Genomic DNA, 14,662 nt, shown 5'->3' with positions numbered 1-14,662 from the left:
TTAGTTTACGCTGCATTTTTACTAATATCATCACAACGAACTTCGGCATTCTTTCTTTGATAGTAATACCAGTTTAAGACGATGGAGATGACATAAAACGCTATGAAATAATACAGTGCTGAAATAGGTGTTCCTGTTGTTGAAACAGACCAACCAAATAACTGCGGGATAAAAAATGATCCATATGCGGCAAAGGCTGCTGTAAAGCCAAGAACCGGAGCTGCTTCTTTTACTGGGAATATAATCGGAATCATTTGGAAAGTAGATCCAGATCCCATACCAGCTGCTATAAATAGCAATAAGAATGATGTTAAAAATCCTGCGAAATTTTGTTGACCAATAAAATAGATGACAGATAGAGCTCCTAGTGTCATAGCAATAAGAACATAAGTCGTCACTCTTGCGCCACCAAATTTATCAGAAACCCATCCACCTACAGGTCTAAAGGCTGCTGCTAGAAATGCACCTAGAAACGCTAATGCAACATAATCAGGGAACTGAGAGCGTAACAGTAATGGAAATGCTGCTCCGTAACCGATAAAAGAACCGAATGTTGCAACGTATAAAATCGTCATAATCCATGTGTGCTTGCGCTTTACAATGACAAATTGATCTTTTACAGACTGCTGAGCCGTTGGTAGATTATCCATTCCGAAGTAGGCAACAATCGTCATGACGACAATGGGAATCACCCAAATGAATGCTGCATTTTGTAACCAAATTTCTTGACCGTTTGCTAGAACTTGACCTTCTCCGCCGATAAAAGCAAATGTACTAACAGCAATAATAAGTGGTGTAACAAACTGAACAACTGACACACCCATATTTCCTAATCCACCGTTAATACCAAGAGCTGTTCCTTTTTCTTTTTTCGGGAAAAAGAAACTGATGTTTGCTAAAGCTGAAGAGAAGTTACCGCCTCCAAGTCCACATAAAGCGGCTAACGTTAACATAACCCAATACGGTGTATCCGGATTTTGTACAGCGAATCCAATACCGAGTGTGGGAATAAGTAGGACTCCTGTAGAAAATACAACCCAGTTTCTCCCTCCGAATTTCCCTACAGCAAATGTGTATACAAATCGTAAGGATGCACCCACAAGTCCCGGAACTGCTGCTAATGTAAATAATTGTTCATCTGTAAAAGCAAAGCCAATGTCATTTAATCTTACCGCTACCACTGACCAAATTTGCCAAACGATAAAGGCGAGCATGAGTGTTGGTACGGAGATCCATAAGTTTCTCTTTGCGTGCCTTTTTCCTTCCTTTTCCCAGAATTCTGCGTTCTCTGGATTCCATTCTTTTATTCTTCCCATGTTCTTTTCCCCCAATAATGGATTAATGTATTTACAATACTTCTTTTGATCACACCCAAATCATACAAAGAACGGACTGATGTGAAAGTGATGAATATCACAAAATTTTATTTTTACTAAGGAGTTAGGGCCGTTTTGTAAGGTATATATAATAAGATGAGACACGGAATTTATTTTTTTGAAATTACATAAATACATAATAGAAAAAACATTAAACAAGCTTTCTAATGAAAAGCTTGTGAAGTTCTGAACAAAAAATTGGCAAAGTGTGATGTAACTCACATAAAAGCAGAAAATTATGTCCTACAATGAGCATAGAAACAGAGAATGTGAAATGGTGAACAACATGGAGGGATTAAAATGAGTAAGAAGAAATTGGTTATGATCGGAAATGGGATGGCAGGAGTTCGTGTTATTGAAGAAATCTTAAAAGTGAATCGTGATTTATACGAGATTACGATCTTTGGAAACGAACCTCATCCTAACTATAACCGCATACAACTATCAAATGTACTGCAAGGAAATACGACATTTGATGAGACGATTATAAATGACTTACATTGGTATGAGTCTAATAACATTCAGTTGTTTACAGGGGAAGAAATTACAGAAATTCATACAGAAGAAAAGAAAGTGATCTCTGAAACAGGCAGAGAAACTCGTTATGACGAATTAATTTTAGCAACTGGCTCATTGCCATTTATTTTACCAGTGCCAGGAGCTGACAAAGAAGGGGTTATTGGTTTCCGTGATATAAAAGATTGTGAAGAAATGATCCAAACCGCTAAGCAGTATAAAAAAGCCGTTGTTATTGGTGGGGGGTTACTAGGGTTAGAAGCAGCCAAAGGGTTGATTCATCTAGGTATGGAAGTCGACGTTGTGCATTTAATGGAACACTTAATGGAACGACAACTTGATGCAGTAGCGTCCTCTATGCTGAAACGAGAATTAGAAGAACAAGGCATGAACTTCTTAATGGAAAAAGCAACGATTGAATTGACGGGATCTGACCGAGTGGAAGGTATTCGCTTTAAAGATGGAACAGAAACAAAAGCAGATTTAGTCGTAATGGCTGCAGGAATTAAACCAAATGTCAAACTAGCAAGTGAAAGTGGAATATATGTCAATCGTGGAATTGTCGTGAATGACTATATGGAGACTAATGTTCCTCATGTGTATGCAGTTGGAGAGTGCGCTGAACATCGGGAAATTGTATATGGTTTGGTTGCTCCTCTATATGAACAAGGAAAAGTTCTTGCTCAAACACTTTGTGGACAAAAAGAAACAGGATATGAAGGTTCCATCACGGGAACACAATTGAAAGTATCTGGAATTGATTTGTTCTCAGCGGGAGAAATCTATGATGATCCAACATCAAAAGCGATCGTCGTTCACAACGAGTACGAAGGTGTGTATAAAAAAGTATTAATACGGGATAATCGCATCGTTGGCATTGTGTTATACGGTGATACGAAGGACAGCAACCGATTGTTTAGAATGTTGAATGAAAAGCAAGATGTGTCTGAATCTACTACTATTTCTTTTCTTCAATCAGGAAATAACACAGAAGGCAGCGATATTGCTAGCATGCCAAATGATGAGGTCGTGTGCGGGTGTAACGGAATTAGCAAAGAAACAATCGTCAATGCCATTCAAGAAGAAGGACTGACGACCGTTGCGCAAGTGGGCGGATGTACAAATGCTGGGCGGTCATGCGGACGATGCAAGCCGGTAATTCAGGACATCATTGCTTACACACTAGGTGAAGAATTTGCACATGCGGAAGAGAAAAAGACTGTCTGTGGATGTACGACATTAAGTCGGGATGAGGTTGTTTCTGAAATTCGTGAAAAAGGGCTTCAAACGATTAAAGAGGTTATGAACGTGTTAGATTGGAAAAACGAGGAGGGTTGTTCAAAATGTCGACCAGCTCTTAATTATTTCTTAGGAATGGTTCATCCTTCTTATTTAGATGAAAGAGATTCTCGTTTAGTGAATGAAAAAATGCATGCGAATATTCAAAAAGATGGTACGTATTCTGTTATTCCAAGAATGTATGGTGGAGTAACGACAGCAAAAGATTTACGGAAGTTAGCCGATGTCGCAGAGAAATATGATGTGCAGCTTCTGAAAATTACTGGCGGACAGCGAATTGGATTGTACGGGTTAGAAAAAGACCAATTGCCAGCCGTATGGGAAGATCTCGGAATGCCATCTGGTTACGCATACGGTAAAACATTACGTACAGTAAAGACATGTGTTGGTGCGCAGTTCTGCCGATTCGGAACGCAAGATTCAATGAGTCTCGGAATTGAATTGGAGAAACGTTTTGAGCGTCTTGATACACCACACAAAGTAAAAATGGGCGTTTCTGCTTGTCCGAGAAACTGTGCCGAAGCTGGCATTAAAGATGTTGGAATTGTTGGACTAGACGGCGGCTGGGAAATTTATGTTGCTGGTAATGGTGGGACGGACTTACGTGCTGGTGATCTGTTATGCAAAGTGAAAACAGAAGAAGAAGTTTATGAAATAACAGGTGCTTATTTACAATATTACCGTGAGACAGCTCTTTATTTAGAACGTACATCAACATGGGTGGAGCGTGTGGGACTAGATCATGTTCAAGAAATACTAGCAAATGAGAAAACAAGAAATGAACTAAATGCTAGATTAAATGAAACACTTGCTCGCTATGAAGAGCCTTGGATGAAAGCAGTAGAAGATCAATCCATTCGTGATGCCTATTACACAAAACGTGAACTAATAACCAATCAAAAATAGTTAGGAGAGAGTTAGTATGATTTATCAAGGTGTACGCATGAATATAGGCAAGTATGATCAACTACCTGTTCAAGTAGGGCAAGTTTTTGTCGTAGATAATGAAGAAATTGCTGTTTTTCGATTAAGCAATGGAGATGTGCGAGCAATCGAGAACAAAAGTCCCCACCCAAAAGGCGGTAGATTAGCAGACGGTCTTGTTAGTGGCGAATTTGTATATTGTCCACTTTATGATTGGATGATTTCATTAGTAGATGGAAAGGTTCAGGCTCCGGACCGAGGAATCGTAAAAACGTACCTAATTGAAATTGAGGGCGACAATGTATTTCTAATCGTTTAGTAACGATGTCATGATTTTGTCACGAATTACAATCATGTTTTGTGATTTTTATCACATTGTAAACGAGAAAATTCTACTAAACTGATAAGTGTAAGGTAATAAACGATATAGTTTTAAAGATGGTAGGTTAGGTGCACGTGAAATGAAACGATGTTACTCATGCACCTGACCTTGTGAAAATATTCACGTTTCAATAATGAGTACTCTCATTATTGAAACGATGAGAGCGAGGGTGAATGAAATGAAGAATTGGAGAACGTTTAAACAAGGAAAATGGCAATCAGATGTAGATGTGAGAGACTTCATTCAACGAAACTACGTGTTATATGAAGGAAATGATGAGTTTTTAGCTGAAGCAACCGATCACTCACGCCAGTTATGGGATCAAATCATGGACTTGACGAAAAAAGAACGTGAAAACGGTGGCGTCTTAAATATGGATACATCCATTGTGTCGACGATCGTCTCACATGGTCCTGGATATTTAAATAAAGACATAGAACAAGTGGTTGGGCTTCAAACAGATGAGCCATTTAAAAGATCGATGCAACCTTTTGGCGGGATTCGTATGGCAGCTGATTCTTTAGCAGCTTACGGATATTCATTAGATCCAGAAGTTGAGGAGGTTTTTACCAAATATCGCAAAACACATAACCAAGGTGTCTTTGATGCCTACACTCCTGAAATGAGATTAGCTCGTAAAGCAGGTATTGTAACGGGCCTTCCTGATGCGTATGGTCGTGGAAGAATTATCGGAGACTACCGCAGAGTAGCTCTTTACGGAGTAGACTTTTTAATTAAACAAAAACAAGAAGAGCTTAATACAACGGGCTCGACTATGTCAGAAGACGTGATTCGTGACAGAGAAGAGTTAACAGAACAAATACGTTCGTTATATGAACTAAAAGAAATGGCTGCATCGTATGGCTTTGATATTTCAGAACCAGCAGGAACAGCGAAAGAAGCATTCCAGTGGTTATACTTCGCTTACTTGGCTGCTATTAAAGAGCAAAATGGTGCAGCAATGAGCTTAGGACGTGTCTCTACTTTCTTAGATATTTACATTGAGCGTGATTTACAAGAAGGTACATTAACTGAGATCGAAGCACAAGAGCTTGTAGATCATTTTGTTATGAAGCTACGTCTAGTGAAATTTGCGAGAACTCCTGATTATAATGAATTATTTAGTGGAGACCCAACATGGGTAACAGAATCCATTGGTGGGGTTGGAGTTGACGGACGCCCACTAGTAACGAAAAACTCATTCCGCTTTTTGCATACATTAGATAACTTAGGTCCAGCTCCAGAGCCGAACTTAACCGTGTTATGGTCAAATCAACTACCTAAAGGATTTAAAGAGTATTGTTCGAACATGTCAATTAAAACTAGCTCCATTCAATATGAAAATGACGACATGATGAGAGCGAGCTATGGGGATGATTACGGAATTGCGTGTTGTGTAAGCGCAATGAAAATTGGAAAGCAGATGCAGTTCTTTGGAGCTCGTGCAAACCTAGCAAAAACGTTATTGTATGCGATTAATGGTGGTATGGATGAAAAGTTAAAAATACAAGTTGGTCCAGCATTAAGTCCGATTACAGATGAGTATTTAGAGTATGACAAAGTAGTTGCTAATTTCGATAAAGTGATGGATTGGTTAGCTGAATTGTATATGAATACCCTAAACATCATTCATTATATGCACGACAAATACAGCTATGAGCGCATTGAAATGGCGCTTCATGATAAAGAAATTATCCGAACAATGGCATGCGGAATTGCAGGGCTTTCGGTAACAGCAGATAGTTTAAGCGCAATCAAACATGCGAAAGTAAAGGTCATTCGTGATGAACAAGGCATTGCGGTTGATTATGAAATTGAAGGGGATTACCCGAAATACGGAAACAATGATGATCGCGTCGATGACATTGCCGTTTCTCTTGTCAAAACATTTATGAACAAGCTGAAACAACATAAAACCTATCGAAATGCGATTCCGACCATGTCCGTGCTTACGATTACAAGTAATGTTGTATACGGCAAAAAGACTGGAAATACACCAGATGGAAGAAAAGCTGGTGAGCCATTTGCACCAGGAGCGAATCCACTTCACGGACGTGATCAAAAAGGAGCGCTTGCATCACTAACGTCTGTTGCGAAGATTCCTTACGAGTACTCGCTCGATGGTGTGTCCAATACATTCAGTATTGTACCGAAGGCATTAGGAAAAGAAGACCAAGATCAAATAGCAAACTTAGTGGGAATTCTAGATGGTTATGCAAAACAAGGGGGTCATCACTTAAATATTAATGTATTCAACCGTGATACATTATTAGATGCGATGGAACATCCAGAAGAGTACCCACAATTAACGATTCGTGTATCAGGGTATGCGGTTAACTTTATTAAATTAACGCGCGATCAACAAATCGACGTTATTAACCGAACATTCCACGAATCTCTATAAGCTCTTACATGCCCCCAGCTACGACAACAAAAAAGATAGAAACTAGCGGGGGCATATTTCGTCACCTTGGTTATCTAGGAAAATGAGGGATAAATGATGATTGGAAAAATTCATTCAATAGAAACATGTGGAACCGTCGATGGTCCAGGGTTACGCTATATTGTGTTCATGCAAGGCTGTTTGCTTCGCTGCCAATATTGCCATAATCCAGACACATGGAAAATGGGTGAAGGAAAAGACATCTCTGTTGATGAGATCATGGAAGATTTACAGTCGTATTTGCCATACTTTGAAAGTAGTGGCGGCGGGATAACTGTTTCTGGCGGAGAGCCATTGCTGCACTTAGATTTTCTTATTGAATTATTTACAAGATGTAAGGAATTAGGCATTCATACAACGATTGACTCATCCGGAGGCTGCTTCCAAGAACATCCTGAATTTTTACGAAAACTAGATAAACTATTAACATTAACAGATTTAGTGTTGCTTGACATTAAACACATCGATTCAGAAAAACATCAAGCACTAACAGGGTTACGCAATGATCATATTTTAACATTTGCCAACTACCTATCTGCTAAAAACATCCCAATTTGGGTTCGCCATGTTCTTGTTCCTGGGATCTCTGATGATGTAGAAGATTTAAAAAAGCTACGATCGTTTATTGATGACTTACAGAACGTTCAGCGAGTAGAAGTCTTGCCTTATCATAAATTAGGTGTTTATAAGTGGAAAGAGCTCGGATTGGAATATGCGTTAGATCACGTGGAACCGCCGACAGAAGAGTCTGTAGCTGAAGCGAAAGTGTTGTTGCGGAGTAGGTAGGGATAATGGATTTTTAAAACAAGTGTGAGGCCATCTTTGGTTTCATGCTTGTTTTTTTGTTTTATTGTGAGAGCAAAGAGAGGAAGGAAAACCCAAGTCGGTATAGGCCTTAACTTGGGTCAACAGGCATAGACAGCTGAAATGGAACCGGTTGCGGTCGTGAAAGAAGGAGAGAAATTCGTAGACGACCGCAATAGAGCGGTTAGCAGTCGTGAAAGGAGAGAGGAGAGGTGTAGACGACCGCAACAGAGCAGTTAGCGGTCGTGAAAGGAGAGAGGAGAAGCATAGACGACCGCAATAGATCTTCTAAGGTTTAAATCTATAGTAAAGAAGGTTATAAGATTACAACTCTGCAAAAAATAAGATGTATTGCCAATATGTAAGAGCTTTATGGAAAAACCTTCATATAGTGTGACCAAAATCACAGCAAACCCCTAAAGATGTATTTAAAATACATGTTATAGAAAGAAAAAACTTATTGTAATCGGAGGAGGTCATTTTATGTTCTGTCACCAATGTGAACAAACACCAACTGGAGGTTGTAACATTATCGGGGTTTGTGGGAAAAACGAGGACATTGCTAGTTTGCAAGATACACTGGTCTTTGCTTTAAAAGGAATTGCTGCTTATGCCACACATGCTAGACAATTAGGGTTTTCCGATCCAGAAGTTGATGCTACGACACATGAAGCATTATACATGACGTTAACAAACTCGAATTTTAATATGCAAGAACATATTGATATGGCAATGAAAGTGGGGACATCAGCAGTAAAAGTGATGGAGCTTCTAGATAAGGCTCATACAAGTAAATTGGGGGTTCCGGAACCTGTAACCGTTACCCAAAACAAAGTTGAAGGAAAAGCAATTATTGTTACAGGACATAATTTGTTTGCGTTAGAAGAACTTCTTAAGCAAACAGAAGGAAAAGGAATTAATATTTATACACACTCTGAAATGCTTCCAGCTCATGGTTATCCTGAACTAAAGAAATATCCACACTTAAAAGGGAATATCGGCAAGGCGTGGTTCGATCAACGTCGTCTGTTTGAGAAATTCCCTGGAGCTATTTTGGCAACAACAAACTGTGTGATGCCAATCAAAGGGAGTTATTCTCACCGCTTCTTTTCTTATGACATCGCAGGATTAGAAGGAGTTGAAAAGATTCTAAATGACGACTTCACTCCATTAATTGAAAAAGCCTTATCACTCCCAGATGCGGATATGAAAAGTGACGATGTATTAACTACAGGATTTCACCATAATACCGTGATCGGAATTGCGCCTGAGATTGTTGAAGCAGTCAAAGCAGGAAAGATACAAAGGTTCTTTGTGATCGCAGGCTGTGACGCGCCGGGACCAGGTGGAAAATACTACCGTGAGCTTGCTACGTCATTGCCAAATGATACGGTTATTTTAACAACATCCTGTGGAAAGTTCCGCTTTAATGATCATGATTTCGGTACGGTAGCCGATACAGGTATTCCACGCTACATTGATCTAGGACAGTGCAACAATTCCGTATCAACAGTTAAAATTGCTCTAGCATTAGCTGAAGCTTTTGACTGTGAAGTTAACGAGCTTCCTGTAAGTATTGTACTATCATGGTTTGAGCAAAAAGCTGTTGCAATCCTTCTTGGACTTTTCAGCTTAGGAATCAAAGACATTCGAATTGGACCAAAGCCACCTGAATGGATTACACCAGGAGTCTTACAAGTTCTTCAAGAAGCATTTGATCTTAAGCTTATTACTACGGCTGAAGAAGATATGAAAACGATGCTAGCTTTAAACTAACTAGTTTTCAAACACAAAAGAGAACAAGAACCAAGGCAGATTCCCTTGATTCTTGTTCTTCTTTTTGTAAACGAAAAACTTTTACTATGTTAAAAAACGTGAACTTTTTCTTGTTTAAGTGTTATGGTTTAGAGACTATATGTGATAGAGAATCAAAGAGAAATATTTTATCATTTCTGTAACCTTTTGAAGATGACGTTCGACTAATCAGTAATTAAAGCTCGGTTGGGGGTGGAGATTTGACTGAAAATGAAAATATAGAGGAAGAAATTCGAGAGGTTTACCGTTGTTATTTCCATGATGTATACAGCTTTATTGCTACATTTACAAACGATCGAAATGATATTGAAGATTTAACGCAAGAGGTCTTTATTCGCTTATTCACATCACTTTCAACATTCAGACGAAAATCTCAATTGAAAACATGGCTCTTTTCCATTGCTCGAAACGTAACGATTGATCATATACGGAAGCAGAAAAGAAAACATTTGTTTCAAGACTATCTAGGGAAGTTTCCCCTCTCAAAAGAGAAAACCACCGAAGATATAGTAGAAGCAAAAGAAGAGGCATCTGGTCTTTATGCTGCTTTACATCAATTAAAATACGACTATCGAATGGTTGTTCTGCTTAGAGGGATTCACGAGTTTTCTATTAAAGAAACAGCTAAAATTATGAAATGGAAAGAATCAAAAGTAAAAGTTACGTATCATCGTGCCTTAAAGATTTTAAAGAAAGACCTAGAGGGTGAAGTAGATGTGAAGGAGAGGTGGATATAATGAACAAAAAAGACGAAGCAGATCTTCTTCATGAACTAAAAAGAAAACAACAAGAAATTTCTCCCGATCCAGAATTCGTTGATGAGTTAGAGAACAAATTAATTCAGCGATTTTCAAACAGACGAAGAAGAAACGTATTTTTTCCTGTCGTAAGTTTGGCAGTTGTGGGGGTTTTATTTTTTATATTGGCCTTTAATTCAAATGTGTTATTTGAAGGAACTTCTAGTCTGTCCTCGATTAGTAAGCCAGAAGTGTATATTTATCACACTCATGATACTGAAGCTTACCTTCCTCATTTAAGACAGAAAGGGGTAATTGATAATCCGCGTCCTGAAGACGCTTTTCATGAAGAAATGAATATCACTTTAATAGGGGAATATTTAGCTGAAAGCATTGAATCAGCAGGCATCGGTGTACTTTTTGAGGAAAGAAAAATTCAAGAAGAAGTCCTAAATCAAGGATTAACTTATTCAGATTCATATGAAATATCGCAACAATATATAGAGGAAACCATTGATAAGTACGGCGACTCTATACAAATGATGTTTGATATTCATCGAGACACACTTGAAAGAGATCAGACGACTATGAGTCTTAATGGTGAAGAGGTAGCTAGGATTGTTTTTGTAGTAAGTGATTATCATTCTACGTCCGATCAAAACTTGGCTTTTGCAAAAAAACTTCATGAACGAGTAGACGAGAAATATCCAGGACTATCAAGAGGAGTCCTATTAAAAGGAAATCAGACGTTTAATCAAAATATGTACAATCAAGATCTTTTGGGGCAATCGGTCCTTCTAGAAATCGGCGGTTACCAAAATTCCATGGAAGAAGTCAAACGTGCCACCGATTATTTATCTGACATTATTGTAGAAATTTTACAAGAATGAGCGAGCACTTACATCTGTAAGTGCTCGCTTTTTTTACTATAACTGAGATCCACCCATTTGTTGCTCAGCCATTTGAACTAATCTTTTTGTGATTTCTCCACCAACAGAGCCGTTTGCACGGGAAGTTGTGTCAGCTCCTAATTGAACACCAAATTCTGATGCAATTTCATACTTCATTTGATCCAATGCTTGCTGTACACCTGGAACTAATAATTGATTTGAATTATTGTTGTTACTTGCCATGATTAAAACACCTCTTTCTTGGTTTTGAAAATAGTATTTTGGAGAAACCATTCTTTTATTCGTTTAAACATAATGTAAATGTTTCCAAAAGTCATAGATACAAATTACAAGGATACCCTGTAATGTTGAAAAAATAAGTGAAATTATTTTTTCAGTTGTTTTACATGTTAAAATCAATTATGATATTCTCACTTATTTAAATGTTTTATTTTTCAGGATTACCTTCTTGGCTTTACATGTAACATAATGGTCCAAGCCTTTACCTTGGATAGAGGTCTTTTTGTATCATAAATAGATATTTGCCAAATAATAATTGATACATTCAAAACTAAATAGCACTAGAGGAGAATCCATATGGCGCAAGAAAAGAGATCAAACAATCATGAACTTCGGGAGCCGATAATCGGTTTAGGAGTTGGCATGTTAATGATGATCATTGCTTTTTTAATTGCTCATTTTGTTTTTGATTTACAAGTCTTCTCGTAATACAAGGATATATTTATACACGATACATATATATACAATCGTGGTAGTAGGGCATGATTTCAGGAGGGGCTATGCAAGACATTGTTCAATTTATTAATGAGAATCCTATAATCTATAAATTGCTTCTATCTTTAATGATTCTTCTAATTTATTTAAAGCTTATAAGGATTATTAATAAAGTACTATTTAAAACCATTAAAGATAACGGTATTTATTACACTACACGTAAAAGGTTATATTATTTACATTCTGTTGTTCTAATTATTATCTTTGTTATTCTTTGGTCTGAATCAAGATTAGACTTAACTATTTATGTTGGATTTATTTCAGCTGGTATTGCTATTGCTCTCAGGGAAATTTTCACCAATATTGCTGCACTCATCATCATTGTTATTAAAAGGCCATTTGAAGTAGGCGATCGAATTTTTGTCAACAATTTGGCTGGTGATGTTATTGATCAGAAATTATTTCATTTTGTCGTAATGGAAGTGTCTAATAAAATAGAAAGCGAACAAACTACAGGGAAAATTGTTCATATTCCTAACAACTATCTCTTTATTCATCCAATCTCAAATTCTTCCAAAGGTTTTGGCTATATTTGGAATGAGATGGACGTACGTCTTACGATTGACAGTGATTGGGAAGAAGCCAATCGTCACTTTCAAACGATTTTGAACAAGTACTCTGAACATTTAACAAGCGAAGCGAATACTAAGGTGTATGAAGCTTCTAAAAAATATTTGCTACACTCACAGGATTTTACCCCAACAATTTTTTTAACAGTAAAAGACGGTCACATAAAACTGACGTTACGCTATTTAACGGATTCGCGAACATCAAAAGCGACAGAGGATCTCATTTGGCGTGAAATATTACTATTTGTAAAAGAAACTGACAAAGTTCAATTAACGTAGTGTGTCTCAAAATAAAGTTGTCACGTGACAGCTTTATTTTTTTGTGAAAGCGCAATAATTTAATAATTGTAAACTATGAAAAAATTTCTAATATATGTTAATCTTAAGTATAAATGAGAGGAGTGATTCATGGTGGGGAATGCAATACCAGAGATTACATTAAATGATGGACTTACTATACCTGTAATTGGGTTGGGTACATATTCTCTTAAAGGTGATAATGGGGCTAACGCAATTCAAAGTGCCATTGATGATAGAGGTTATCGTTTAATTGATTCTGCTTATAATTATGAAAATGAAGGTACTGTAGGAGAAGCTGTAAGACGTAGTTCGGTACCAAGAGAAGAGTTACGAATCACTTCTAAATTGCCTGGGCGCTACCAAGAATATGATAAAGCCATTATGACTGTTCAAGAATCATTATATCGAGCACATTTAGATTATTATGATCTGTATTTAATTCATTGGCCCAATCCTATTCAAGATCATTATGTGGAGGCTTGGCAAGCATTAATTGATGCCAAAAAACAAGGATTGATTCGCTCGATCGGAGTATGCAACTTTTTACCTGAACACATACAGCGTTTAGAAAAAGAAACTGGCGTGAAACCGAGCATGAACCAAGTTGAATTGCATCCATTTTTTAATCAAGAAGCACAAAGAAAGTGGCATGAAGAGAATGATGTGAAAACACAGTCGTGGAGCCCGCTTGCACGTGCAAATGACGTTTTGCAAAATAGTCTGCTACAACAAATGGCCGAGCAACATAATAAGACTGTTTCACAAATTATTTTACGATGGCATTATCAACTAGGAGCAGTGGTTATTCCAAAATCTGCATCTCCTGAAAGACAGCTTGAAAATGTTTCTATCTTTGACTTTTCTCTTACTAATGAAGAAATGAACCTTATCTCAGGATTAACTAAGCCTGATGGTCGAATTAATAATCAAGACCCGTCTATCTATGAAGAATTTTAAATTAAAACAAAATTACACATTGAACAATAAGGCACTAAAATAGTAGTGCCTTATTGTTATGTTACTAACAAAGGACCAGATTTGATTATGAACATTAGAGCCTTAAGAAAAACAGAAAGCGCACCGATGGATTTATTGTTAGATGCCGACCCTTCACAAACATTAGTGGAGGATTATTTGAGTAGAGGAATATGTTATGTCGCAGAAATTGGAAATCACATCGTCGGAGTGTATGTATTATTGCCAACAAGACCAGATACGATAGAATTGGTTAATATTGCGATCTTGAAACAAGAACAAGGGAAAGGTTTTGGAAAAACACTTGTTTTAGATGCTGTAAATCAAGCTAGAGCAAGAGGGTATAAGACAGTGGAAATTGGAACTGGAAACTCTAGCATTCAGCAATTGGCACTTTATCAAAAATGTGGATTTAGAATTTGTGGCATTGATGTTGACTTCTTTATAAGACATTATTCCGAAGACATTTATGAGAATGGTATTCATTGTCGTGATATGATTCGATTGTATCAAGATTTATAAAGTGAAAAAGGCAAAGGACAGACGAGGGAATCTTCTAATTATAGACAAAAAGGCCAGAGGAAGCAGATTAGCTTTGCTCTGGCTTTTTTGGTTTGAAGATGAAAGGGTAAGAGCCAAAATGCGGGTCTTAGCGTTGTTTTTCGGGTACTTTTATTGTAACAACCTATTTAACGTCAGTAAGCAAACCTGTTAAGAAATGTGACACAAAACATGTATTTTATATACACCTTTAAGTGAATCCGATAGCACAAAGTTAATTGGTTAATCGCGGTTTTAATAAACAGGTGATTCTAAACACCGAAATGTCAATATGTA

13 protein-coding genes are annotated in these 14,662 nt (G+C 37.4%); 11 read left to right on the top strand and 2 right to left on the bottom strand.

All coding sequences use genetic code 11. The annotated features are described in order from the left end of the window. Window positions 1-5: 5 nt before the first annotated feature. Window positions 6-1,316 (bottom strand): NarK family nitrate/nitrite MFS transporter, encoded by a 1,311-nt coding sequence (locus tag N0O92_RS12445; RefSeq protein ID WP_315614987.1) that lies wholly within the window; start codon window positions 1,314-1,316, stop codon window positions 6-8. Window positions 1,317-1,676: 360 nt separating this feature from the next. Between N0O92_RS12445 and nirB the strand changes: the two genes are divergently transcribed. The 7 genes from nirB (at window position 1,677) to spoIIP (ending at window position 11,186) form a co-directional block, all read left to right on the top strand. Continuing rightward, the gene (gene nirB / locus N0O92_RS12440) at window positions 1,677-4,097 is read left to right on the top strand and encodes a nitrite reductase large subunit NirB (RefSeq protein ID WP_315614986.1); all 2,421 of its coding nucleotides are present in this window, start codon (window positions 1,677-1,679) and stop codon (window positions 4,095-4,097) included. Between the two features lie 16 nt (window positions 4,098-4,113). Continuing rightward, window positions 4,114-4,434 carry a nitrite reductase small subunit NirD gene (nirD, locus tag N0O92_RS12435; RefSeq protein ID WP_315614985.1) on the top strand — a complete coding sequence of 107 codons (321 nt, stop codon included), beginning with the start codon at window positions 4,114-4,116 and terminating at the stop codon, window positions 4,432-4,434. A gap of 220 nt (window positions 4,435-4,654) precedes the next feature. Continuing rightward, complete coding sequence (gene pflB, locus N0O92_RS12430; RefSeq protein ID WP_315615076.1) at window positions 4,655-6,901, top strand: formate C-acetyltransferase; 2,247 nt, start codon at window positions 4,655-4,657, stop codon at window positions 6,899-6,901. A 93-nt stretch (window positions 6,902-6,994) separates the two neighbouring features. Beyond that, on the top strand, window positions 6,995-7,726 hold the full coding sequence (gene pflA / locus N0O92_RS12425) for a pyruvate formate-lyase-activating protein (protein WP_315614984.1): 732 nt from the start codon (window positions 6,995-6,997) through the stop codon (window positions 7,724-7,726). A 501-nt stretch (window positions 7,727-8,227) separates the two neighbouring features. Continuing rightward, window positions 8,228-9,520: a hydroxylamine reductase gene (hcp, locus tag N0O92_RS12420; RefSeq protein WP_315614983.1), complete on the top strand. Its 1,293-nt coding sequence runs from the start codon at window positions 8,228-8,230 to the stop codon at window positions 9,518-9,520. A 239-nt stretch (window positions 9,521-9,759) separates the two neighbouring features. Continuing rightward, window positions 9,760-10,296, top strand: a complete 537-nt coding sequence (locus N0O92_RS12415; RefSeq protein WP_315614982.1) for an RNA polymerase sigma factor — start codon at window positions 9,760-9,762, stop codon at window positions 10,294-10,296. Further along, a complete protein-coding gene (gene spoIIP / locus N0O92_RS12410) occupies window positions 10,296-11,186 on the top strand; it encodes a stage II sporulation protein P (protein ID WP_315614981.1) in 891 nt (296 codons plus the stop codon). The genes N0O92_RS12415 and spoIIP overlap by 1 nt, the downstream gene beginning before the upstream one ends. 36 nt (window positions 11,187-11,222) lie before the next feature. Here spoIIP and N0O92_RS12405 read toward each other — a convergent pair whose 3' ends face one another. Then, window positions 11,223-11,429, bottom strand: a complete 207-nt coding sequence (locus N0O92_RS12405) for an alpha/beta-type small acid-soluble spore protein (protein ID WP_273847882.1) — start codon at window positions 11,427-11,429, stop codon at window positions 11,223-11,225. A gap of 354 nt (window positions 11,430-11,783) precedes the next feature. Between N0O92_RS12405 and N0O92_RS12400 the strand changes: the two genes are divergently transcribed. The 4 genes from N0O92_RS12400 to N0O92_RS12385 all read left to right on the top strand — a co-directional run bounded on the left by N0O92_RS12400 (window position 11,784) and on the right by N0O92_RS12385 (window position 14,347). Continuing rightward, window positions 11,784-11,915: a hypothetical protein gene (locus N0O92_RS12400; protein WP_315614980.1), complete on the top strand. Its 132-nt coding sequence runs from the start codon at window positions 11,784-11,786 to the stop codon at window positions 11,913-11,915. A gap of 71 nt (window positions 11,916-11,986) precedes the next feature. Then, window positions 11,987-12,829 (top strand): mechanosensitive ion channel domain-containing protein, encoded by an 843-nt coding sequence (locus N0O92_RS12395; protein ID WP_315614979.1) that lies wholly within the window; start codon window positions 11,987-11,989, stop codon window positions 12,827-12,829. A gap of 132 nt (window positions 12,830-12,961) precedes the next feature. Next, a complete protein-coding gene (locus N0O92_RS12390; RefSeq protein WP_315614978.1) occupies window positions 12,962-13,807 on the top strand; it encodes an aldo/keto reductase in 846 nt (281 codons plus the stop codon). 87 nt (window positions 13,808-13,894) lie between these two features. Further along, entirely contained in the window at window positions 13,895-14,347 is a 453-nt protein-coding gene (locus tag N0O92_RS12385; protein WP_315614977.1) for a GNAT family N-acetyltransferase, read from the top strand. The last annotated feature ends 315 nt before the right edge of the window (window positions 14,348-14,662 follow it).

Origin of the sequence: Alkalihalobacillus sp. MEB130, from assembly GCF_032335535.1 — a bacterium.
In the GTDB taxonomy this organism is placed as follows: Bacteria; Bacillota; Bacilli; order Bacillales; family Bacillaceae_D; genus Halalkalibacter.
Note: the sequence above shows the minus strand (reverse complement) of the source record. Positions and strands in the feature narration are given on the sequence as shown.

What these genes read in the sequence shown, in the direction of transcription:
- N0O92_RS12445 (WP_315614987.1), bottom strand. Translation starts at nt 1,316, where the DNA reads ATGGGAAGAATAAAAGAATGGAATCCAGAGAACGCAGAATTCTGGGAA.
- nirB (WP_315614986.1), top strand. Translation starts at nt 1,677, where the DNA reads ATGAGTAAGAAGAAATTGGTTATGATCGGAAATGGGATGGCAGGAGTT.
- nirD (WP_315614985.1), top strand. Translation starts at nt 4,114, where the DNA reads ATGATTTATCAAGGTGTACGCATGAATATAGGCAAGTATGATCAACTA.
- pflB (WP_315615076.1), top strand. Translation starts at nt 4,655, where the DNA reads ATGAGAGCGAGGGTGAATGAAATGAAGAATTGGAGAACGTTTAAACAA.
- pflA (WP_315614984.1), top strand. Translation starts at nt 6,995, where the DNA reads ATGATGATTGGAAAAATTCATTCAATAGAAACATGTGGAACCGTCGAT.
- hcp (WP_315614983.1), top strand. Translation starts at nt 8,228, where the DNA reads ATGTTCTGTCACCAATGTGAACAAACACCAACTGGAGGTTGTAACATT.
- spoIIP (WP_315614981.1), top strand. Translation starts at nt 10,296, where the DNA reads ATGAACAAAAAAGACGAAGCAGATCTTCTTCATGAACTAAAAAGAAAA.
- N0O92_RS12405 (WP_273847882.1), bottom strand. Translation starts at nt 11,429, where the DNA reads ATGGCAAGTAACAACAATAATTCAAATCAATTATTAGTTCCAGGTGTA.
- N0O92_RS12400 (WP_315614980.1), top strand. Translation starts at nt 11,784, where the DNA reads ATGGCGCAAGAAAAGAGATCAAACAATCATGAACTTCGGGAGCCGATA.
- N0O92_RS12395 (WP_315614979.1), top strand. Translation starts at nt 11,987, where the DNA reads ATGCAAGACATTGTTCAATTTATTAATGAGAATCCTATAATCTATAAA.
- N0O92_RS12385 (WP_315614977.1), top strand. Translation starts at nt 13,895, where the DNA reads ATGAACATTAGAGCCTTAAGAAAAACAGAAAGCGCACCGATGGATTTA.